Source organism: Peribacillus sp. SIMBA_075 (genome assembly GCF_046534585.1).
The window spans coordinates 1-22,253 of sequence record NZ_JAWRYN010000060.1 but is presented as its reverse complement, the minus strand read 5'-3'; the positions used below and the strand labels follow the sequence as shown (position 1 = coordinate 22,253).

Below are 22,253 nucleotides of genomic sequence, written 5' to 3'. Positions count from 1 at the left end.
CCCCTCTCAGATAGACTGTTAAGAACATTTTATCATGCTCTCTTTTTACTCTGTCTACCTGTAGGGGATAATACCAGGCTGTTTTTTTAGCATAATGTATTTTTTAATCGTACATAGTGAAGTCTGTAATCTCCCTGTACTTATATCTGGTTTACAGAGAACAAAAAGATAGGCCACTCGGCCATACTCCGAGCAGCCAGCAATAGTAAACCATTCGGGTAAAAAAGGGAGGGAATAAGTCGCAACAGCTAAAAACCATCACGCCTTATTTAGAAGTCTTCTTCAAAACTTCCATACTATTACTTTATCACAGGCAAAATGAATAAGTGTCCGTTTATCGTTCGCGAATCGTTCGCCTTTCCTTTTGCCTTTCCGATGCAAGATGGGCTGAAAATACCCCGTTGAATTCGTTATAATCCAGATTGTGTATAATTCACAGGCACACACCTTACCTTACAGTCCCAAGGGAATATCACGTTTCCTAAAAATGAATTGAACAACCGCCAGGTTGAAGTAAATTTAAAAGGACAAAAAGAAAAAGAACACACAAAAAAGAGGAAATCACCAATCGATTTTCCCCTGCATTTTATTGAGTTCATCTTGTTTAATCCCTATGTAAATTAAGGTTTCTCGTTGATCCGTGTGATTCAGGATCTGTTGAAGGGCTACGACATCGTTGAATTTCTTGTAATGATTATACCCGTATGTCTTTCGAAGGGAATGGGTCCCGATTCGTTCCAGTCCGAATTCCTCCGCCAATTGACTCAAAATCACATAGGCCATCCCCCTTGTAATCGGTTTGTTTTTTCCGTTTCTACTTTTAATCAAATATTCATTCGAGGTTTTGTCTTTCACATAGGTCCGAATTGCCCGTTTCAATTCATTCAACATCTTCACTTCTTTATGTTTATCCGTCTTCTTTTCCTTCAGGACAATGTCCCATCCTTGCACATCCCTTACCCTTAAACGAAGAATATCCGAGATACGCAATCCCGTATGAATCCCGAGCAAAAACATGATGTAATTTCGTTCATTATTCTGTTTCAGGAAGTCTTTCATATCCTGCAGCAGGACCTTATCACGAATGGGTTGGACCACGTTCATTCGAAACACCCCCTTTTTTATAGACTTCTATTTTCAAGGCGAAGGCCAGGCGCAACATGGCCTCTCCTTTAATGGCATAATACTTGGTTTTTCCTAGCCCTAATTCAGTCCAAATTAACAGGTCGTAACCGTGTTGATCATGGAGAAGATACTTTTTCACAATGATCAATTTCTCGATGTCTTTCAAACTATTCACCGCATCGTGCATTTTAGTTAAACAATCCGCTCGGTTTTGCTCAAATTCAATCCGTTCAAGTGCTGCATCTTCCGTGCTGGAATGAAACGCGTTGGTATTAGTAGGAGGAACCAATGAATAGGATGGTGTCACTTTTGGCATTAAAAAAATAGGCAGTGTGATTAAGAAATCTCGATATTCTACAATCGCGTTTTCGACTTCTCTTTTGTTCTTTTTTCATCAACAACCGGCATATCACTTCTTCTTTTCATGTGTCCTAGCACCTCCTTTTATTAATTCGGAAATTGACGATCTAATTCATCATAAGTATATTGTACATAACGACTTGGCTTTACCGGACTGAAGGCACCCGTCCGTTTGTCCGTCCGATAAGAATCCACTTTCCACTTGATCACATGCTTGATTTTTCTTTGTGTTATTTCTTTTCCCATTTCAATTACCTTCTCTCTTTTTCTCAATAAAAAAGGACATCCATTGAAAATAGGAAATCTCGTTTCCTACATTTAATGAATGTCCTCCAATTTTTTCCGGCCAGACGTTTATGCAATTGTTCTTTACTTTACTCGGATTTCTTCTACAACAATGGATGCTTTAATCGTATGCACACATTAAAGGATTTGATGATTTGAATTTGAATGATACGGCTTTGTATCCTTCTTTTTTCAGATAATCGGTAATGGCCTCTTCCACTTCTTTGCTATCCAGTTGAATTTCTTTAATTAATTCCATTATCTAAAGCCTCCTCAGGTGAATTTTAATTGGTAAAGACCTACGTAAAGTAAAACTTAAATCTAATTTAGTCTCAGGACTTATCAATAACACACATTTTATTCGTACTGTGCGGCCCTTTACTTTTTACAAGGTCGTAAATGAACACTAGAGAAGCGTAAGATGCTGGTGCGCTTCAAAAAATAATACGGACACCAGCCAGTTATTTACTCTAGGGTACCTCGTCTCGGGAATAATATTGTCTGGTGAAGTAAACAATATTCCTTGATCAATTGGAGCAAAAATGTTATCCCATCCATTATTAGGAGGTTAAACATGAATCTGATTAAATTCAAAAAAATAATTGCTCTCGGACTGGCTTTAATTTCCTTTTTCTGCTTTCAAATCGGCAACCAACTTAATTCCGCAAATGCGGCAGATTCTAAGCAAATTCCCAAGAATGATATGTTGACAATGAGCAACTCGCAAGAAAAGCTTACCTTCGTCATTATTCACGGGTCCTGGGCTGACGTCAGCCAATTTGCTGGAGTCTCTGCCGAGCTTCGCAAACTTGGCCATTCGGTTTATGTGCCGGAATTGCCAGGTCACGGTGTCTTAACAGACAAAAACGTAACTCATGAGCAAATCACGAATGCCGTCGTCGAATATATTGAGAAAAAAGGTTTGAAACATATCGTTCTTCTCGGACATAGCTTCGGCGGTACGGTTGTAGCAACAGTAGCCCAGCAAATCCCGGATCGGATCGACCGTCTCGTGTTTGCTAACGCTTTTGTTCCTCTAGACGGACAAAGCTTGTATGATCAACTTCCGCCGCCTATTCAAGAAACATTCAAACAACTGGCCGATGCTTCTGGTAACAATACGATTATGCTTCCATTCCCACTGTTCCGAGATGCCTTCGCAAACACGGCCAGCTTAGAGGAAGCGAAAGTGATGTACAGCAAGATTATGCCGGAACCTGCAAGACCTTTATTTCAAAAGCTCGATCTGAAAAAATTCTACAATCTGCAAATTCCGAAAAGTTATCTTAATTTGACGGAAGATATCGCTCTTCCGCCCGGACCGTTCGCTTGGCATACGAACCAATCCAGCCACCTCGGTTTTTACCGATACATTGAAGGCAAAGGAGACCACTTTACGACCTTCTCCATGGAACCAAAAATGATTGCCCATAAATTCGTGGAAGCCGGCAGACCATAAATAACAACAAAGAGGATTTGAAGCCCCTCTACGTTTATGAGGGGTTCAGCCATACATTATTAGTAAAACACCTTTTTGTTTCATGAAAGGGACTCTAATATATATCAACTACTAACTACTAATTCTGGAATTCCTAAAAATCACAGTTTGTGTCCACTATTCTTCATACACTTTAAATGTGATCAAAGAATTCTTTGCCACATTTCTTTTTGACAACCTTCTTTCCTATAGGTGTTGTAAATTTGGTAGTGGCATGAACTGCATTATTGTTTTGCCACATAATCTTTGTTTCCCCGTACCCACCATCTGGTGGATTCATGGGAGTCAGTTTTTGATTGCTCACAAAGTACACCATATTTTCTTCTAAATTAATTTTCACTTCCATCGCGCCCACTCCCGTTTTCTCATAGCATCCTGTTAATATAAGTAATTCTCTCTACTCTACATGCTGCTAGGACAGTATCATATAGCAGACCCATAAATTCTTCTCTGATATTCTTGCAACAGCTCATTCATTCTCGGCTTATTATTCTTTTTGAAATAAAGATTGAGTACTGATTTATCGTCATTAAAGTTCACCGTGTTTTTTTTCGTATACCAGAAATTCAATCAACAAACGGAGTGATGTATGCTTGTATTTGATGGACTCATGATAAAGGTCCCTAACCGTCATGTCTGCGCTCCAGATTGAGGAAGACCCCATATTCTTTGATGAATGCTAGTGATATGGTTCCAATGGGACCATTTCTTTGTTCACCAATAATAATTTCTATGATGTTTTTTTGCTCTCCGATTCCTTATCGTAATAATCATCCCGATAAAGAAATCCAATCACGTCAGCGTCTTGTTCAATTTGGCCCGATTCCCGTATATCTGACATCATAGGCCGTTTATCTTGCCTTTGTTCTACCGCCCTTGATAGCTGACTTAAGGCTATGACACATACATCCAATTCCCTTGCCATATGTTTTAGCATCTGACTGATTTCACTTATTTCTTGCATCGGATTCCCTTTATGTTTGGCTGATCCTGTAATGAGCTGCAGGTAATCAATCTTGACCAGAATGTCTTTGTCTTCGTACTCCCTTTTCATCTTACGGACCTTCGCCCAGATTTGATTAACTGTAATACTAGAATTATCAAAGGTTCTTAGATTCAGGTTGCTAACATCTCCCATTGCGCCTGTTAGCTTTCCCCAATCCTTATCAACAAGGTTACTTGTGCGGATATGCTGCGCATTGATTCTACCGTTACTCGAAATCATTCTTTTTAACAATTGTTTTCTACCCATTTCAAGGGAGAAGATTGCGACTGCGTGTTTCTTCTGTTTTGCTACTCCCTCTGAAATGTTCAAAGCAAATGCCGTTTTTCCTACAGATGGCCGGGCAGCGATTACAATAAGGTCTTGTTTTTGTAATCCGGCTGTCATTCGATCCAATTCTGTAAACCCTGTAGGCATACCGGTAATTTCACCTTTTGGCGTTTCTAATTCATCGTAGACCGCAACTAAATCATTCTTTATGGATCCGTCATCATCGTCAGTCGAGTTATCTTCTAACCGCATCAGACATCGTATAGAAAAATATTAATCGACGAAAGCCTTGCCGCTCTGTTAACACGTCATGTCATTAAGCAAAAGGAAATAAAACTGAAATTGGCAGAAAGGTATCAAAACAACTCTTGTTTTCGAACGAGGGAATGGCCTCCCCTATTAAAAATCCACCTTACACAGGGCCTTTATTCGCATTTGTAGAAAAGCAGGAATTACAAAACATATAACCATTCATGGTTTACGACATACCCATGCTGTTTTACTTCTAGAATCCGGGGCCAGTTTAAAAGATGTGCAGGAACGCTTAGGACATAAATCAATATAAACAACAGCAGATGTCTATGCTCACGTGTCAAAGAAACTCGAAGAAAAAAGTGTTGATGGATATTCTAACTATATGAATTATGCTCAATTGAATATGAAATAGTATGAAATGTGGTCAAAATGTGGTCAGCCAGCCAGTTCCCTTTCATTTTATAAAAATAAAAAAAGCCTTGGTAACTGAGAAACTCAGTAATACCAAGGCTTTGAAACTATTAATACATTGACATATATTGTTCGCGTTCCCATGGGTGAACTTGTGTGCGGAACATATCCCACTCGATTTCTTTTGCTTCGATGAAGTGTTCAAGTAAGTGTTCACCTAGTGCTGATTTGATGACTTCATCAGCTTTTAATGTTTCCAATGCAGCATATAAAGTAGCTGGAAGATCAACGATGCCTACTTCTTCACGTTCCTCTTTATTCATAACATAGATGTTGCGATCAACTGGAGCTGGAGGAGTCAAGTCGTTTTTGATGCCGTCAAGTCCAGCTTTCAGTATAACAGCAAGTGCCAGGTATGGGTTTGCTGCTGGATCGACACTACGTACCTCTACGCGAGTACTCACTCCGCGTGAAGCTGGGATACGAATTAATGGGCTGCGGTTTTTAGCAGACCATGCAACATAACAAGGAGCTTCGTAACCAGGAACTAGACGTTTATATGAGTTAACAGTAGGGTTTGTTACCGCAGTGAAGCTTGGAGCATGCTTAATGATACCTGCGATAAATTGCTCAGCTGTTTTACTTAATTCCAATTTTCCTTCTGTATCATAAAATGCATTTTGGTTTCCTTTGAATAATGAAACGTTACAGTGCATACCAGATCCATTAACACCGAACAATGGCTTTGGCATGAAAGTTGCGTGTAAACCATGTTTACGGGCAATCGTCTTTACGACCAATTTAAATGTTTGGATGTTATCACATGCTGAGATTGCATCCGCATATTTAAAGTCAATTTCATGTTGTCCTGGAGCTACTTCATGGTGGGATGCTTCAATTTCAAATCCCATTTCTTCAAGCTCAAGAACGATATCACGACGGCAGTTTTCTCCTAGGTCAGTAGGTGCAAGGTCAAAGTATCCGCCTTTATCATTCAATTCTAGAGTAGGCTCGCCTGCTGCGTCCAGTTTGAATAAGAAGAATTCAGGCTCAGGTCCAAGATTGAAATCTGTGAAGCCCATTTCTCTTGCTTCTGCAAGAACACGTTTTAGGTTAGCACGGGGATCCCCATCAAAAGGTGTTCCATCCGTATTGTAAATATCACAGATCAAACGTGCGACTTTACCTTTTTCGGAAGTCCAAGGGAAGATAACCCATGTATTTAAATCAGGAAATAGGTACATATCGGACTCTTCGATACGGACGAAGCCTTCAATGGAAGATCCGTCAAACATCATTTTATTATCAAGTGCTTTTTCCAATTGACTGACTGGGATTTCAACGTTTTTAATCGTCCCTAAAATGTCGGTAAACTGTAAACGAATGTACTTAACATTTTCTTCTTTCGCTAAACGAGTGATGTCTTCACGTGTGAACTTTGCCAATTTTTATTCCCCCTAATAATCATTCATAAAATCATATTTTTTATTGAAAAAAACGAGACATATCCCCTTGTCGAAGAGATGTTCGATGCTTACTTCCTTGTAAAAGCTCGGCACGCAGAAGCTTGCGAAGCTCCTCATCACTAAGGTCACGTCTTATTTTTTCCGCTTGTTCTAAATCTTGGGTAGGTAAATTCTGTTCCTTTACAGTGAAAATTTTTTTTATGCCGGCCAGATTGACTCCTTGTTCGATTAAGTCTTTAATCTCAAGCAGTCGATCGATATCGTTTAAAGAAAAAACCCGACGATTTCCATCTGTTCTCATAGGAGTAATAAGTTGATGCTCTTCGTAATACCGAATTTGGCGTGCAGACAACTCAGTTAGCTGCATGACGATTCCGATGGAAAAAAGAGGCATAGAACGCCGAATGTTGTTGCCGTTCATTCTTAGCATCCTCCTTTGTTTATCTTAAAATAATCATATACCATGTTATTAAACATGTCAATCTGATGTTACATTTTATGACGTCATTTTTTTCAGAAGAGTTAAATGATTTGTAACTACTCAAATATTACGACTATTGTTTATGGGAGGAATCCATTGATTTGGACTCCCATTACGTAAATTACATATTCTCTTTTACAGTTGAATCAGTTTTTTATCCATCAATGCATTCACAGCGGTCAATACTGCTATTTTAACATGGGCATAGGTCAAGCCGCCTTGAACGTAGGCAACATACGGAGCCCTTGTTGGACCATCTGCCGTCAGTTCAATGCTGGCTCCCTGTATAAAGGTGCCCGCAGCCATGATTACATCGTCTTCATATCCTGGCATATATGCAGGATATGGTGTCACGTGCGAATTGATTGGCGATGCATATTGGATGGCTTGACAGAAGGCAACCATTTTATCCCGGTCATCAAATTGAACAGATTGAATCAAATCTGTACGCTTCGCATCCCATTTAGGATATGTATTCATACCGATTTTTTCTAAAAACGCAGCTGTGAACATGGCTCCTTTTACAGCTTGGCCCACGACATGCGGTGCAAGGAAGAAACCTTGGTACATTTCCTGCAGACTATAAAGGGAAGCACCTGCTTCAGCCCCTATTCCAGGTGATGTTAATCGATAAGAACACGCTTCAACAAGGCCCTTTTTACCAACAATATATCCACCGGTTTTCACTATCCCGCCACCTGGGTTTTTAATCAGTGAACCAGCCATTAAATCTGCTCCGACATGACATGGTTCTAGTGTTTCAACAAACTCTCCATAGCAATTGTCCACGAACACGACGATTTTCGGATTAATGGCTTTAACAAAGGAAATCATTTCCTTAATCTCTTCAATCGTAAAGGAAGGGCGTGTAGCATACCCTTTTGACCGTTGTATACCGATCATCTTAGTATTTGGTTGAATGGCTTGTTTAACGGCGTCGAAATCAACGGATCCCGCTTCCGCTAATGGAACGGCCTTATAGCTGATTTGAAAATCGCGCAAAGATCCGATACCCGATCCCCTGATACCGACAATCTCTTCCAAAGTATCATATGGCTTTCCAGTTATGTATAACAATTCATCACCCGGGCGCAATATGCCGAACAGTGCAGTGGAGATGGCGTGTGTGCCTGAAATAATTTGCGGGCGTACCAATCCAGCTTCCGCACCAAAAACATCTGCATATATCAATTCAAGCGTATCGCGGCCTGTATCATCATATCCATACCCTGTTGTCGGGATGAAATGGGAATCACTCACCCTATGTGCTTGAAAACTTTGTAATACACGAAATTGATTTTCTTCAATTCGTTCGTCGACTTGCTTATGTAACGGAGAAATCATTGCTTCCACGTCCTGGGCAATGTTTTTCAACACTTCTCCATTTGTTAACTGCTGATACATCAAACTTCCCCTTTATAATGAATATTTCTCAAGCTGCCCGGTTAATGGATGATCAGCTAGACAAAAACCTTTGCATTCATATCTTTCCGATTCTTCATTAAAGGAGAGAGTGCGCAATATGGTTTCATTTTTCAGCTGTGATAATAGTTTACCCTCACTCGACGGCAGGAAAACATAATACGGGACCATTTCTTCAATCACGTATTTTTCAATTTCTTCCATAATTTGATTCAAGTCCGATTGTTCATAGGCACTGATCATTAATGAAGCATGACTGGAAGACCTAACAAAATCAGCATGAATCCGATCTTTCTTATTATACAACGTTAGCTGTGGAATGGAAGGGACTTCTAAGTCATTTAGCAAATCCTGCACCGTTTTCTGATGATTAAAGTAATCCGTACTTGAGGAATCGACCACATGGAGCAATAGGTCAGCTTCCTTCACTTCTTCCAGAGTCGAGCGGAATGCGGCGATTAAAGATGTCGGCAAATCTTGAATGAATCCTACCGTATCCGTCAGCAGCACGGTAAATCCGCTGGGAAGAATCGCTTTTCGTGTCATGGGATCCAGGGTAGCGAACAACTGGTTCTCTTCGAATGAATCCGCCTCCGTCAAACGGTTGAACAGCGTCGATTTACCTGCATTCGTGTATCCCACGAGGGCAATTTGAAAGGTTTTATTACGTTTCCTTCTATCACGATAGCGTTCACGATGCTTGACAATGCCACTTAATTGTTGCTTGATTTCATCTATTTTCCCACGAATGTGGCGACGGTCGCTTTCCAGCTTCGTTTCTCCAGGGCCCCTGGTTCCGATTCCGCCTCCAAGCCTGGACATCGCGGTCCCCTGTCCGACCAAACGCGGTAATAAATATTGGAGCTGAGCAAGTTCAACCTGCAGCTTCCCTTCCCTGGAACGCGCCCGCTGAGCAAATATATCTAATATGAGCTGTGTCCGGTCAATGATCCTTGCCTCCAATTGTTTCGAAAGGTTTCGAATCTGGCCCGGGGATAGTTCATCATTAAAGATAAATAAATCCGGCTCAAGCTCCTCTTCCAGATTTCGAAGCTCCTCCACTTTTCCTTTTCCTATATATGTAGCTGGATCGACGCTTTCCCTTTTCTGGGTGATGGTCATTAACACCTCACCATTCGCCGTCTTCGCCAATGAAGCCAGCTCATCGAGTGAATATTCAAAACGTTCAGTAGGCTCTGTTGTTTGACACCCAATCAACACGGCCGTTTCCTTTGATGATTCTTCCAAATCATGCACCACCTTCTTGAAGATTTCAGTTAATCATAACAAAAAAATTGACTATATAAAAATTTCCTTAAAACAAAGCTTTTACCGTTTTAAAAATTCCGATAACATGCTAAAATCAAATTTGACTTTACCATCAAAATCGAAAAGACATAGAGGGAATTCATATGACATGGGAAGTATTAAGCATCATAGGTACGATTGCATTCGCCATTAGCGGAACCATCATTGCCATGGAAGAAGAGTATGATATTTTAGGAGTTTATATTTTAGGAATCATAACCGCTTTTGGCGGAGGGGCAATTCGGAACCTGCTGATTGGTGTCCCCGCTTCAACGTTATGGGATCAAAGTTTCTATTTTGCCATCGCTATAGTAACCATCACCATCGTTTTTGTATTCCCTACAAACCTTTCAAGACACTGGGATAGATGGGGAAACCTCAGTGATGCCATTGGCCTTTCGGCCTTTGCCATCCAAGGCGCGATGTATGCCGTGGAACTTAATCATCCAATGAGTGCCATCATTGTATCTGCGGCATTAACCGGGTGCGGAGGCGGGATACTTCGTGACGTACTGGCCGGAAGAAAGCCATTGGTCTTCAGAAAAGAAATCTACGTAGTATGGGCCATCATAGCAGGCTTGGTTTTAGGCAGTGGTGTATTATCCCAGTCTTGGCAGCTTTATTCACTCTTCGCCGTCATTACGATATTGCGAGTCCTTTCTTACACTAATAATTGGCATCTCCCTAATAAAAAATGGGTGCCTAAAACATAAATTTGAAAAGCCCGCCATTTTGGTGGGCTTTTCCATGTCATTCTTTCTCATCATCCTCAAAAATCAAATCTTGGCTGGTTAGGGTCAGTAAATCGGCTTTTTCAAAAGAATCCTCCAATAAAAGCCGCATCGCCTGTGCCCTGATCGACTTTTCAAGAACATTTCGGATATAACGTCCGTTAGAAAATGAAATCGGCCCCCGGAATGAACGTAATATGATTAAATGTTCTTTTAATTTCCTTTCGGCCTCCCGATTCATTAGATATTCCCTTTCCTGCAGCATCCGATCGGCTATTTCCATTAACTGATCAATCGTATAATCCGGAAAGTCAACAACAAGCGGGAACCTGGAATGTAGGCCAGGATTTAGGCTAAGGAAATAATCCATTTCCCTTGAATATCCAGCAAGGATCAAAATGAATTCGTGTTGACGATCCTCCATATGCTTGACAAGCGTATCTATGGCTTCTTTACCAAAGTCCTTTTCGCCGCCCCTTCCCAAGGAATAGGCTTCATCAATAAATAAGATCCCGCCAATGGCCTTTTTAATTAAATCCCTTGTCTTTTGGGCAGTATGACCAATGTATTCCCCGACCAAATCTGCCCTCTCCGCTTCAATTAAATGCCCTTTCGATAGTACATTCATTTTTTGAAACAACTTACCTATTAAACGTGCAACCGTTGTTTTCCCAGTTCCGGGATTTCCTTTAAACATCATATGCAGCGCTTGCCGGCCAGTCTTCAGCCCCTTTTCCTCACGTTGTTTATTGATGTAAATCCAGGCATATATTTCTTTTATCATCCGTTTCATTTCTTCCATTCCGACCAGCGATTTCAGGTCATCTTCAATCTCTTTCAACGCTACATGCTGGTGGGGGATTTCTTGCACCAAAATTTCTTTTATCGGCAGATCCTTTTGTAGCGCTTTTCTGTTTTCCGCATTAAACACAATATTGATTTGCCCGTTATTTTTCATACGGATCGGTTGTTCCAATGCATTCACCTCTCCATCTTGGACCCCTTACTCCACAATTTCCATTAGATTTATGATGGTAATAGGCATATGTAACATAGCCAAAACTTCCCCATCGGAAAATTCATTATTTCTTTTCGTGAATACCAAAGATTTCAGTTTAATTAGCCATATTCCTTTTCTAACGGCGACTTATTCTGACAGGATTTTTTCCTAAGAGGTTTTTTTACGACAAGTTTCATTCCCATCCACCAATTATTTATGTGGGATTGTCATTTCCTGCGGTTTCCCGGAAAATAATCCGTCCCTTATATATATTCAAAACAGGTACGTAAAATTATCGATTCTTTGAAAAAGAAACGTACCGTGCATACAAAAAAAACAGGTCGCAATAAGCGAAACCTGTTTTTCACATTCATATATATGATTATTCCTTCACTTCGTAATCAATCTGAACATTACGCTGTGGAGCGAATGTAGAAATCGCATGTTTATAGACTAACTGCTGTTTGCCCTCTGATTCAAATAAAACGGTAAAATTATCGAACCCTTTTACTTGTCCTCTAATCTGGAACCCGTTTAATAAAAATACCGTCACATACGTACCATCTTTCCGTAATTGATTAAGAAACTGATCTTGAATATTTACTGATTGTTTCATGTATTAGTCCTCCTCTTTTCTCTCTAAATTTATGTATTCGCCTTCATTGAAAAGCTTTCCTGCAATAAATCCAGATATTTCATGTATTTTTTTTGGAAAACCCTCGAGATCGGTCATATTAAACCAATTTACATCCATTTTATTCCGAAACCAAGTCAATTGCCTTTTTGCATATCTACGGGAGTTTTGCTTTAAAGTCTCAACCGCTTCATCCAATGAAGCTTTTCCATCAAAAAAATCATAGATTTCTTTATAGCCTATAGCCTGGATTGATTGGCAATCCCTCAAACCTTTTTCGTAAAAGGACTCCACCTCTTGAATCAGCCCTTCTTCTACCATCCCATCAACACGTTGATCGATACGTCGGTACAACTTCTCACGTTCCATTGTCAATCCAATGATGCATGTATCATATTTAAATTCAGTAGGCTGTTCACTCAGCTGCTCACTCATCGTTTTACCTGTACAATGATAAATCTCAAGTGCTCTGATCACCCTTCTAACATTATTAGGATGAATCCGATTCGCGCTTTCTGGGTCAACGCTGCGTAATTGTTCAAAAACTGGATCGATTCCAAACTCCCTTACCTGTTTTTCGAGTCCATCCCTATAAACAGGGTCTGATGGCGCTTCCGAAAATTGATAATCATGGATGACCGATTGTATGTATAATCCTGTTCCACCGACTATAATTGGGAGTTTACCTCTGCTCTGGATATCCCCGATACAAGCATTAGCGCGCTCCTGGAACTCTGCTGCACTAAATGGTTCATCAGGGTCCTTAATATCAATTAAATAATGGGGAACCCCTTCTGTTTCTTCCCTTTTGATTTTTGCAGTCCCAATATCCATCCCTTTATAAACCTGCATCGAATCTCCGCTGATAATTTCACCATTAAATAACTTTGCCATCTCAATGCTCATCTTAGTCTTGCCAACAGCAGTCGGTCCAATGATAACGAGAAGTTTTCCTTTTTGTTGTTTCACATTCTCACTGCCTTATATGATTTTTTCCTATCTTATCATAATCTCGATGAAAGCAGCTAAACATCTACCCATTATGTCCAATTCAGATTCTTTTATTCACCTCTTTTCCCGGAATAATCGTCATCTTGAAATCCCTTTATTCACATTCAATTGTGACCATTATACCTTCATTTATCCATATAGATCAGCTTTATAATATAGATGAATTTCCAAGTTCCATTTACCGCATTAGACCAAGTAATAGCGAAACCGGCTGGGACTAATGGAGAAAAATAAGCATGATAAAGGCCTTTCAACAAAATACAAGATAATCAAAAATAACTAAAAAAGGGTATGATTCCTTCTGCATTTTGAGGAATCATACCTTCTTTATCATTGCGCTTCCCTTTTGATTTACAGTTCACAGCACATTCTTCCATTTACGGGTATCGTCATCGTAACGGTCGTTTCTTTTTCAGTGGATTGTACATGAATCTCTCCATCATATCTGCTCACTAAGTCTTTAACGATGAACAATCCTTGTCCGCGAACTTTACCCTTTTGTGCCTTTTTTGTTGAAAATCCGCTGGTGAATATATTCTCCTGATCTAAAGTGGAAATCATTGGCCCGCTGTTCGTGACCATAAACGTATACTTTTGATCATCAGCGTTACATGCAATATTCATTCGGCGTTCTTGCTCGGGCAATTCAATTGTTGCTTCAATTGCATTATCGATAACATTGGATAATAATTTTATCAAATCGATTGTTTTGACCCGATTGAAAGATTTGGGTGAAACATCAATTTCTATATCGATGTTATAATTCTGTGCCGATAGCCTTTTTGTCTCTAACAGGACAGATAAGCCCGGATGAATCACATCCAATTTCATCGATTCTATCGAATGCACTTCTTTTGAAAGGCCAGTTAAATAATCGAGTGCTTTTGCGTTCTCCCCTAATTTAAGCAGTCCATGTATCACCTGAATATGATTGGAAAAATCATGCCTTAATGAGCGAACTGAAGCAATGAGCGATTGAAATTCCGATTGATATGTATCTTCCGTATCCCCCACTTCACGTGTCAGTTCTTTTTGATACCATTTTTGAATGACAAAAAAGGTAAATAGCAACATGATGACAAATCCCCCGTTATAAACAAGGATGGCGATGCTGCTTTTCAATACCTTTCCGTTAATGGCATTAATATCCTCTGCACTCACATCAATGCCCAAAAAACCAATAATGGTGCCATCTTGATTTTTTATTGGCACTCCCACAGTCAAATACTCCCCATATTCCGGATCTTCCAGAATCCCGGTAATAAAGCTTTTACCTTCATACGCCTGTTCGACCTGCTCCGATGGAACAGTACATACACCACCGATAGGAAAATCCCCTTTATGATCTTTAGAAAATCCGGTAATCATAGCTTTAGATACTCTCGGATTATCAACCATGATGGTATAAACATACAATGCCCCGATTTTTTCACGGGCATCTTCTAAATAAGCTTTTATATCCTTATATTCCTGGCTATTTACTTGGTTATTAAGAAATCGTTGATATGCCTCTATATCCATTGAGTCGGCAATAGACCTGGCAGTTACCAAGTTTTGATTAGCAACGGATTTTTGCACAGAATTTTTAATGCTTAAATAAGTAGAAAACATATTTAGAAGAATGAAGACAATTAATAAAAGAATGGTCAAATAAAGAAATGCCCTTAACTTTTTATTTTTCATAGGATTAAACTTACCTCGTCTCTAGCAGCTAAAAGTTAACGAACCTTTTATGAGTTTACTATATAAAGGGGAAAAGTAATAGAAAATAATCTAATATTCACGAAAAACATAGGCATACAGGACTATATTTAATCAAGTAATTGACATATTATCCACTTCTTTTTTTGATCCTCAACTTTTTAAATTTTAATTTAAGCTAAATTAAATACTTAATATTTCTAGAAAAACATTTTATTACCATATATTTATTATATTAATATAACTTTATATAAGAACACGAAAAAAAGAACAGATGCTGATTTCAATATATTAGCCTTGAAACAAATAATTTTACCCTTTATATGAAAATATTACAAGAATGTAAAGGTTTAATCTATAAAATCTAAACAAAATTCATATTTTTTATTCAGATGCCATTCAGTTTTATGAAAAAAGCGGATCACTCCCCTTGCAATGGTACGTATTAACTAATTTATCATTAAGGAAAACGGCATTTTAACGAGACATTAATACAAAAAAATGGAATCAGGGTCTGCCCCCCTGATTCCATTAACATATGATAGTTTTCATTTAATCGAATTGATGACTGCCCGCTCATACATCTTTTTTGTTACTTGATAATATAGCAGTTGAAAAAGAAAATACGTTCCGATGACCATAGCAGAATAGACGAACAAGTTGGATCCCAATAAATTGCTTAATGCCACGTAGGCGATTATGGCATGAATCATCCCTATCAGAAAAGGAGCGAAAAAGAGGATGCGTATTTCCGCACTTAAAATTTTCCGTATTTCTTTTTTTGTCAGTCCCAGTCGATGTAGGGCATGAATTTGGATTTTTTTATCTTCTAAATTCGTAAAAACCCGCAGATACATCATGCTTCCTTGGACGATAAAGAATAATAAACTGACGAACAAGCCGATAAAAAGGATCAAAATGCTTCCCTGTTTCATTTCTTGATAAATCGGAGCTCTTGTTTGCAATTGATTATGGTCAGGATTATTAGACATTTTTTCTATTTTAGCAGCTGTTTCCATTGATTCTTCCCAGTCTTTAACTTCATACCCTCGTACTCTTACCTTATCTTTTAAAGGCACATCATTAGTGATTTCATGATACAGCTGATCATCGACCACCATCAGGGTCGTTGCTGATTTTATTGGAGCGACTATCGATTGATTGCGCTGACCAATCATTGTTACCTGTATGGTTTGTTTACCATATTGAAGCTCCTTTTGTTCACCCTTTTGGACAAATTCATAGTCGAGTCCTCCATAAGGAAAAATGTATAACGCTTCTTTTCCAGATAATTTTGCTGGATCGATTTTTCGCAATGCAGCCGCATTGTTATAATCACTTTCCGAGATTAATAATGACCAATTTTCATTGGATTCTCCCGTTCTCATATGGGGTAACATGTGGGAAATGGGCACACCTGTCATATTAACTTCGTAAAGGATCTTGAATCCATCTTCCTTTAATGTTTTCTCCACTGCGGATGGTTCAATAACGGAATAAATGGAAGCGTCATTTTCAACCCAGCCAATTGATTGCGGAATGTTATCGATCCCTTGCTTTTTTAAATCTGCACTGAACATGAAAAGTGTTCCTGCAGCTGTCAAAATCACAGCTGTAATGATCGAGGTCAAAAAGAATAACCTGGAATAGTCCTTAATATTAAATATCAGGTTTGTTTGTGTAATTAAATTCGTTCCACCATATAAGCTTTTCTTCTTCCGATAAAGCCTGCGGCATAGAGCGACAATGCTTTGGCTGAATAAAAAATAGGTGCCGATCAGTACGAAGAATAAAATGGGCATCACTCGAATATAAGAATTGTTCACCGACATCGTGGCTGCCAAGTAATAAGAAATGCATAAGCAAACTGCTGATAATGCAATTAACCACTTTGAAACGAAGGGCGTCTTTTTTGGTTTTTGTTTATCTTTTAGTAAATCGACAACCTCCGCATTTCCAATGTGGAACAATGAAAGGAGCGATAATAGCTGAAATAGCAAAATGAAACCAACAATCGTATAAACAAATGCCTCAGGGACAAAGACAAATGATATTGGTTGCTCTACAGCCAATAACCAAGAAACTGCCATTAAGAATAATTTTGAGAACAAAAACCCCAAGCCTACTCCGATCAGGATGGATATGAGGGAAACAATCGTTTGCTCCAGGTAAATCAGTTTTCTTAGTTGGGATTTGGACATTCCAAGTAGTGTCAGAAGCCCAAACTCTTTTTTTCGCGGCTGTATAAATGCAGCATTCGAATAAGCGATAAAGAAAACTGAAAATATGATGATCACTATTTCTGCTGCAATGAGTCCACTGCTGATTAGCTGTCCCCCAGGGATATTCGCATGGACCACATCAGGATGAAAGATAAATGATGCGTAAATAAAAAAGATTGAGACGGAAAGGACAATACTAAAAGAATAGGCTAGATAACGTTGTGCATTTCCTTGGATATTTCTCTTAGCCAGAAGTCGGATGTTCATGATAGACTCCTCCCAAAACGCTTAACGTATCTAATATCCTTTGATGGAAGCTCTGTCTCTCCCCTCCGCTATGAACCTCCGAAAAGAACTTGCCATCCTTTATGAATAGAACCCGGTCACAGAAGCTGGCGGCAGTCGGGTCATGAGTGACCATGAGGATGGTTGCTCCCTTTTTCTCCTGAAGTGTCGTGAGGGTATCCATTACCTGCTTGGCGGATTTGGAATCCAAATTGCCAGTAGGTTCATCCGCTAAAATAATGGAAGGTTCATGGATCATCGCTCTTGCACAAGCCGTTCGTTGCTGCTGACCCCCGGAAATTTCAAAGGTCCGCTTTTCTAAAATCCCTTCTATACCAAGAAGGTTCGCCAACTGATTTACCCTATTTTCCATTTCCTGCAGTTTATAATGATCTAACGCTAAAGGAAGGAGGATATTTTCGCGAACGGTAAGTGTATCAAGAAGGTTGAAGTCTTGAAAAACAAATCCAATTTCCCTCCTGCGAAACAAAGCCAGGTCCTGATTGTTTAATTCATTAGGGTTTTGATCATTTAGAATGACTTTACCTGTGGTGGGCTTATCAATCGTTGCCATTAAGTTAAGCAGCGTGGTTTTCCCGCTGCCTGATGGACCCATCACCCCGACAAACTCCCCTTTCTGTACATTCATGGTGAAATTATGTAACGCTTTATGAAATACATTCCCCTGCTTTTGAAAATAAGTTTTGGATAGTTGTTCCGCTTTTAAAATCGACATCCGAAAATACCTCCCTTTCTTACCGTAAGTATAATGAATAAAGCGGGAGGCTCCCATCGAAGTTTATTACATACCGCTTTAACACCCTTACAATTCTGTCACCTTTCATGTAGGGTATTTGTCTTAAAGAGAAATTCCACAGTAGTCCCTTCGGATACAGTCGATTGAATGGTAACGCCATGCCCAAGCCTGTTAAGGATTTCCTTCACTAGATATAGTCCCATTCCGGTTGACTCTTGTTGAACTCGCCCGTTCTCTCCAGTAAAAAAAGGATCAAACACTCGTTTTATATCATGTGGGACAATTCCAATTCCCTGATCTGTTATCCTTAGGAAAATCTCCGACTCTTTTTCAACAATGTTGAACGTTATGCTGACATGCTCTTCCTGCCTTGAATACTTCAGTGCATTAAAGACCACCTGACTAATGGCGAAGTGGAGCCACTTACGATCCGAATGCACATATAAATTCTCAAGCTCCGTATCAAGCTTGGGGTATATGAACCGTTTGATGAACTGTTTTCTTTCCTCGTTAATCACTTGTTTGACTAGATTAATTAAGTCAACCCGTTCCGATTTTACATCCTCCGAAAAACGCTGCAGCCTTGCTCCATGCAATATAATTTCCAGTCCTCTGCGAAATCGATCATTTTCTTCTTCTATCTCTTTAAGATAATCCTTCATCGGCCCATTCGAAAATGTCCTTTTGCCTTCTTGAATCAGTAAGGAAATGACTGAAACAGGTGTCTTCATTTGATGAACCCATTGATGAATCAATAGCTCATATTGCTCCTTCTGTTTGATTTGTTCTTGTAATTGTCCAATTGTTACTTTGTTCATTTGTTGAAAAAGCTCCATCCACAACTTTTGTTCATTTGACAGGGGTTCCCTAAAGGCTTCGACATATTCAAACGACAAGCTCGTTTCTTGCTTCATCCTTGCTAATTGATTAAGAAAACGGTAATGCCTTATGTAATCGGCCGCTAAAAATAGAAGCAACATAAACAACGTGAGAATAATTAAATAGAAGATATTTGAAATCGATATGTGATTCCCCGCTTCCAGAACGGCTAATGCATAAGCAATAATAAGCAGGCTTGCCAATAGAACGGTATAAAATATAAAATAAAGACGGTCTATAATAAAGGATTTTAGCTTCACTTTTCTTCACCTTGCACTATTTTTAGTCGATATCCTTTTCCCCTGCTAGTTGTTATGGCATCCTTGACGCCAATATCCTCTAGTTTTCTCCGTACTCTAGTGACATTGACAGTCAATGTATTGTCATCAACAAATGAATCATCATTCCATAGGGCTTCAAGTAAATCTTCACGGGAGACAATGGTGTCATACTGTCGTAGTAAACAGCTCAATAATTTTAACTCATTTTGAGTTAACATTACCCGATTGTCCTGATATTCGATCATCGCTTTTTCCGTATAAAGCGTTAATCCGTCCATTTCCTTTATTTGTTGGTGGAATGAAGATATTTCCGCATATTCACCATAAACCCTACGTAAGGCACTTTTTATTTTCGCTAGCACCACTTCCAAATGAAATGGTTTTGTTAAATAATCATCTCCCCCATATTCAATGGCCATGACTTGGTTCATTTCTTCTGTCCTTGCAGATGTAAATATGATGGGAACCTTTGAAACCGTCCTCATTAGTCGGCACCAATGGAAACCATCATAATATGGAAGATTAATATCCAATAAAACCAAATCCGGCCTTATCTCTTGAAACTCCGAAAAGACTTGGTCCAATTGCTTTACTTCAAAAACCTCATACCCATACCTATTTAAATAATTGACCAAGCTCCCAGCTATCTTGACATCGTCTTCAACCAATAAGATTTTATACATCTTTTCCTCCCTTTTAAAAGAACAATCCTTACTATCACTCTTACATATAATTTCCGTCCCATATCAATCTGCTTTTGAATTTACAATAAAAAACCTTGAATGGCCTAAGCCAATCAAGGGGATGCAAATAAAATTAGATTTCCTCCGGGATTTTCAATCCCTCAATGAAGGATTGAAAACTCTCTGCAACTTTATAAATATTTTCATCCTGGCCTGATGGATCCGAATACCACCCCTGATCCCAGAAATAGACTCCCTTTTCCTCTTCGTTATTTATCAGTAAAATTTTACCTGCACACGTATCATTACCTATTATAATGCAATTCTTATGTAAGTCTTCCCTGTTTTCTTCATGCCATTTCTGTAAATCCAGTTCTTTATCCTGAAGATCTAATCCATAAAGGACATTTAAGCAAACGAGTGTGTCTAATGCATCTACATAAAACTTACTGTTTTGCACCGCAGTTATGCCGCCATTATGCTTGAGGAGAAATTGTTTATAATCAGCAGGGATTTCAAAACCCACAAATTCCTCAAAATTATTCACTGCTTTTTGTGTCGCTTTACCATATCCAGTAATATTCACCATTCTACCAACTCCATTTCAGATTATTGTAGCAACATACAAAATCAATTCACCACCAGATGATCTTATTCTGTAAGCCTTATTCACTTGCTGATTGCTGTAATAAAAAGGCAAGGTTTTCCTTTATATTTCCTTAGCCAAATGGAACTTTGACTCCATTACAATCTAAACGATTTTTTCAATGGAGATTCCTGAAAAACAAATTATTCCTCAGGACTAAAAAAATGACACTTTTTAAATACATTAACATAAATTTACTTTCCTTTTCAGTATTTTCTGATATATTTTTCGACAATTTTGTTGCAATCATCTCCACTTAAGAAAATAGCTTAAAAAAAAGGGATTTTCCCTTCACTAAAAATTCGCAAAAAAAGGGTAGAAGGCAAAATGGTGATTTGAAAGCTTATGTCCCAAAAGGGAAAAATAGAAGAGGTTTGTATATAAATACAAGTATACAATAACAAGGAAAAGGATAAATATTTCATACTATACACTTGGGCTATTATAATTAAATGAGATTTGAGTTTAAGTTATCAAAATTGATGGTTATTTAAAACTTTGGGTAAAGTAATATAAAATAATCAATTTAGGATAGATGTTTTAATATTTTAGATCGAAGTAACAGCAAAATTGCAGTATCGCATGGTGGCATGATATCGAGACTAATCGAAAGCTATCCCCAAATTCCTGTTCTGTAAATTATTTATTTCCACACCAGGGATACAACATCTTGGATACAATAAAAAAAGGCACCCAACCATCATCTTCAAGGTTGTGCGCCTTTTTTTATTTATGGATTAAATCAACTACATCTCATACAACTTTATAGTCATCATAAGTAATTAATAATCTGCTCATAGAAACTGTCTCAGCGCGAAGCTTATTTTTATCACGACAATAGGCTATTATGGAACTGTTGGGAAGTTTAGCAGTACAATTCCATTTACTATATTTCTCACTATACCTAGAAGATATTTCAATATTCTCTCCACGGATCTTTAACATCCTGCGTTCTACCAAGGGCATCATCTCCAATTCCGATAATATTATTTACCCTAAATCAGATAAAATATTCATGGACACCATACAAGCATTGCATATTCAAAGATTATGGACATTATAACAAAACAAACATACAGGCAGAATTATAAGTGTCTATATTGATTGTTCATGTCATTAATTGATTGGACAATCTAATGACAAGGGGCATTTCTAATAAACTTTTTTATTTAAGGTATTATAACCACAATAATCTCAACATTTTTTTAGAATATTAAGATAAATTAAGAAACCCACCTACTAACTCTTAATTATAACTAAAAAATTATATTTCTATCACAAAAAATTTATTTGAAATTAAGAGATTAGAGTCGTATGATTAGTAGTATCGGCGGAAAACACATAAAACAAAATAATTAAGTTTAAAGGGGAATTAGATATGGTAGATGTAGCCTCAAGACCTGAACATGAAACACTTAATATTTCTGGAAACCAAGAACAATTGGATATCCTAGATCAGCTTTTAAAGCCCGAGGTTCAGGAATCCTTGAACACTTTAGTTGAGCAGTTACCAAAACTGACTGAATTAGTGAATATTTT

Annotated in this window: 20 protein-coding genes and 3 pseudogenes; 4 read left to right on the top strand and 19 right to left on the bottom strand. The window is 38.5% G+C overall.

The window, feature by feature from the left end:
• Positions 1-561: 561 nt before the first annotated feature.
• The 4 genes and pseudogenes from SB775_RS25235 to SB775_RS25220 form a co-directional block, all read right to left on the bottom strand.
• On the bottom strand, positions 562-1,104 hold the full coding sequence (locus SB775_RS25235) for a tyrosine-type recombinase/integrase (protein WP_410863869.1): 543 nt from the start codon (positions 1,102-1,104) through the stop codon (positions 562-564).
• A pseudogene (locus tag SB775_RS25230) lies at positions 1,079-1,551 on the bottom strand (ArpU family phage packaging/lysis transcriptional regulator). The gene SB775_RS25235 and the pseudogene SB775_RS25230 overlap by 26 nt, the downstream one beginning before the upstream one ends.
• A 21-nt stretch (positions 1,552-1,572) precedes the next feature.
• Positions 1,573-1,731 (bottom strand): hypothetical protein, encoded by a 159-nt coding sequence (locus SB775_RS25225; protein ID WP_410863868.1) that lies wholly within the window; start codon positions 1,729-1,731, stop codon positions 1,573-1,575.
• Positions 1,732-1,891: 160 nt separating this feature from the next.
• Positions 1,892-2,029 carry a hypothetical protein gene (locus tag SB775_RS25220; protein WP_410863866.1) on the bottom strand — a complete coding sequence of 46 codons (138 nt, stop codon included), beginning with the start codon at positions 2,027-2,029 and terminating at the stop codon, positions 1,892-1,894.
• A 315-nt stretch (positions 2,030-2,344) separates the two neighbouring features.
• Between SB775_RS25220 and SB775_RS25215 the strand changes: the two genes are divergently transcribed.
• The gene (locus SB775_RS25215) at positions 2,345-3,229 is read left to right on the top strand and encodes an alpha/beta fold hydrolase (protein WP_410863864.1); all 885 of its coding nucleotides are present in this window, start codon (positions 2,345-2,347) and stop codon (positions 3,227-3,229) included.
• A gap of 172 nt (positions 3,230-3,401) precedes the next feature.
• On the opposite strand, the gene SB775_RS25210 is transcribed toward SB775_RS25215, so the two are convergent.
• Together SB775_RS25210 and SB775_RS25205 are read right to left on the bottom strand one after the other, a co-directional pair.
• Positions 3,402-3,614, bottom strand: coding sequence for a DUF3954 domain-containing protein (locus SB775_RS25210; protein WP_410863863.1), 213 nt, complete (start codon positions 3,612-3,614; stop codon positions 3,402-3,404).
• A 277-nt stretch (positions 3,615-3,891) separates the two neighbouring features.
• Positions 3,892-4,754, bottom strand: a pseudogene (locus SB775_RS25205) (replicative DNA helicase); the annotation flags it as partial.
• Positions 4,755-4,968: 214 nt separating this feature from the next.
• Here SB775_RS25205 and SB775_RS25200 point away from each other — a divergent pair.
• Positions 4,969-5,106, top strand: coding sequence for a tyrosine-type recombinase/integrase (locus tag SB775_RS25200; RefSeq protein ID WP_410863870.1), 138 nt, complete (start codon positions 4,969-4,971; stop codon positions 5,104-5,106).
• A gap of 211 nt (positions 5,107-5,317) precedes the next feature.
• Here the strand turns inward: SB775_RS25200 and glnA are convergent, their stop codons facing one another.
• The 4 genes from glnA to hflX all read right to left on the bottom strand — a co-directional run bounded on the left by glnA (position 5,318) and on the right by hflX (position 9,824).
• Complete coding sequence (glnA, locus tag SB775_RS25195; RefSeq protein ID WP_061462504.1) at positions 5,318-6,652, bottom strand: type I glutamate--ammonia ligase; 1,335 nt, start codon at positions 6,650-6,652, stop codon at positions 5,318-5,320.
• Between the two features lie 40 nt (positions 6,653-6,692).
• Positions 6,693-7,094, bottom strand: coding sequence for a MerR family transcriptional regulator (locus SB775_RS25190; RefSeq protein ID WP_318684483.1), 402 nt, complete (start codon positions 7,092-7,094; stop codon positions 6,693-6,695).
• A gap of 195 nt (positions 7,095-7,289) precedes the next feature.
• Positions 7,290-8,558, bottom strand: coding sequence for a methionine gamma-lyase family protein (locus SB775_RS25185; RefSeq protein WP_317778838.1), 1,269 nt, complete (start codon positions 8,556-8,558; stop codon positions 7,290-7,292).
• Between the two features lie 12 nt (positions 8,559-8,570).
• Positions 8,571-9,824 (bottom strand): GTPase HflX, encoded by a 1,254-nt coding sequence (gene hflX, locus SB775_RS25180; protein ID WP_410863861.1) that lies wholly within the window; start codon positions 9,822-9,824, stop codon positions 8,571-8,573.
• Between the two features lie 164 nt (positions 9,825-9,988).
• On the opposite strand from hflX, the gene SB775_RS25175 reads away from it, so the two are divergent.
• Complete coding sequence (locus SB775_RS25175; RefSeq protein WP_317778836.1) at positions 9,989-10,597, top strand: trimeric intracellular cation channel family protein; 609 nt, start codon at positions 9,989-9,991, stop codon at positions 10,595-10,597.
• A 37-nt stretch (positions 10,598-10,634) separates the two neighbouring features.
• Here the strand turns inward: SB775_RS25175 and spoVK are convergent, their stop codons facing one another.
• From spoVK to SB775_RS25130, 9 genes are all read right to left on the bottom strand, one after another.
• Entirely contained in the window at positions 10,635-11,591 is a 957-nt protein-coding gene (gene spoVK / locus SB775_RS25170) for a stage V sporulation protein K (RefSeq protein WP_061466029.1), read from the bottom strand.
• Positions 11,592-11,997: 406 nt separating this feature from the next.
• A complete protein-coding gene (hfq, locus tag SB775_RS25165; protein WP_034313436.1) occupies positions 11,998-12,231 on the bottom strand; it encodes an RNA chaperone Hfq in 234 nt (77 codons plus the stop codon).
• A gap of 3 nt (positions 12,232-12,234) precedes the next feature.
• Complete coding sequence (gene miaA, locus SB775_RS25160; RefSeq protein ID WP_375166305.1) at positions 12,235-13,155, bottom strand: tRNA (adenosine(37)-N6)-dimethylallyltransferase MiaA; 921 nt, start codon at positions 13,153-13,155, stop codon at positions 12,235-12,237.
• 456 nt (positions 13,156-13,611) lie between these two features.
• A complete protein-coding gene (locus tag SB775_RS25155; protein ID WP_410863859.1) occupies positions 13,612-14,943 on the bottom strand; it encodes an ATP-binding protein in 1,332 nt (443 codons plus the stop codon).
• Between the two features lie 566 nt (positions 14,944-15,509).
• Positions 15,510-17,450, bottom strand: coding sequence for an FtsX-like permease family protein (locus tag SB775_RS25150; protein ID WP_410863857.1), 1,941 nt, complete (start codon positions 17,448-17,450; stop codon positions 15,510-15,512).
• On the bottom strand, positions 17,428-18,204 hold the full coding sequence (locus tag SB775_RS25145; protein ID WP_410863856.1) for an ABC transporter ATP-binding protein: 777 nt from the start codon (positions 18,202-18,204) through the stop codon (positions 17,428-17,430). Before SB775_RS25145 ends, SB775_RS25150 begins: the two co-directional genes overlap by 23 nt.
• A gap of 98 nt (positions 18,205-18,302) precedes the next feature.
• Positions 18,303-19,364: a sensor histidine kinase gene (locus tag SB775_RS25140; protein WP_410863854.1), complete on the bottom strand. Its 1,062-nt coding sequence runs from the start codon at positions 19,362-19,364 to the stop codon at positions 18,303-18,305.
• A complete protein-coding gene (locus SB775_RS25135) occupies positions 19,361-20,068 on the bottom strand; it encodes a response regulator transcription factor (protein WP_410863853.1) in 708 nt (235 codons plus the stop codon). The genes SB775_RS25140 and SB775_RS25135 overlap by 4 nt, the downstream gene beginning before the upstream one ends.
• A gap of 133 nt (positions 20,069-20,201) precedes the next feature.
• Positions 20,202-20,657, bottom strand: coding sequence for an SMI1/KNR4 family protein (locus SB775_RS25130; protein ID WP_061462495.1), 456 nt, complete (start codon positions 20,655-20,657; stop codon positions 20,202-20,204).
• Positions 20,658-22,092: 1,435 nt separating this feature from the next.
• Here SB775_RS25130 and SB775_RS25125 point away from each other — a divergent pair.
• Positions 22,093-22,253: pseudogene (locus SB775_RS25125) on the top strand (DUF1641 domain-containing protein); the annotation flags it as partial.

Bases quoted from the DNA above. Each gene is read 5' to 3' on its own strand.
- SB775_RS25155 (WP_410863859.1), bottom strand. From the start codon at position 14,943: ATGAAAAATAAAAAGTTAAGGGCATTTCTTTATTTGACCATTCTTTTA.
- SB775_RS25135 (WP_410863853.1), bottom strand. From the start codon at position 20,068: ATGTATAAAATCTTATTGGTTGAAGACGATGTCAAGATAGCTGGGAGC.
- SB775_RS25145 (WP_410863856.1), bottom strand. From the start codon at position 18,204: ATGTCGATTTTAAAAGCGGAACAACTATCCAAAACTTATTTTCAAAAG.
- SB775_RS25235 (WP_410863869.1), bottom strand. From the start codon at position 1,104: ATGAACGTGGTCCAACCCATTCGTGATAAGGTCCTGCTGCAGGATATG.
- hfq (WP_034313436.1), bottom strand. From the start codon at position 12,231: ATGAAACAATCAGTAAATATTCAAGATCAGTTTCTTAATCAATTACGG.
- SB775_RS25150 (WP_410863857.1), bottom strand. From the start codon at position 17,450: ATGAACATCCGACTTCTGGCTAAGAGAAATATCCAAGGAAATGCACAA.
- SB775_RS25185 (WP_317778838.1), bottom strand. From the start codon at position 8,558: ATGTATCAGCAGTTAACAAATGGAGAAGTGTTGAAAAACATTGCCCAG.
- SB775_RS25130 (WP_061462495.1), bottom strand. From the start codon at position 20,657: ATGGTGAATATTACTGGATATGGTAAAGCGACACAAAAAGCAGTGAAT.
- SB775_RS25220 (WP_410863866.1), bottom strand. From the start codon at position 2,029: ATGGAATTAATTAAAGAAATTCAACTGGATAGCAAAGAAGTGGAAGAG.
- miaA (WP_375166305.1), bottom strand. From the start codon at position 13,155: ATGAGCATTGAGATGGCAAAGTTATTTAATGGTGAAATTATCAGCGGA.
- SB775_RS25175 (WP_317778836.1), top strand. From the start codon at position 9,989: ATGACATGGGAAGTATTAAGCATCATAGGTACGATTGCATTCGCCATT.
- SB775_RS25190 (WP_318684483.1), bottom strand. From the start codon at position 7,094: ATGAACGGCAACAACATTCGGCGTTCTATGCCTCTTTTTTCCATCGGA.
- SB775_RS25215 (WP_410863864.1), top strand. From the start codon at position 2,345: ATGAATCTGATTAAATTCAAAAAAATAATTGCTCTCGGACTGGCTTTA.
- SB775_RS25225 (WP_410863868.1), bottom strand. From the start codon at position 1,731: ATGGGAAAAGAAATAACACAAAGAAAAATCAAGCATGTGATCAAGTGG.
- SB775_RS25210 (WP_410863863.1), bottom strand. From the start codon at position 3,614: ATGGAAGTGAAAATTAATTTAGAAGAAAATATGGTGTACTTTGTGAGC.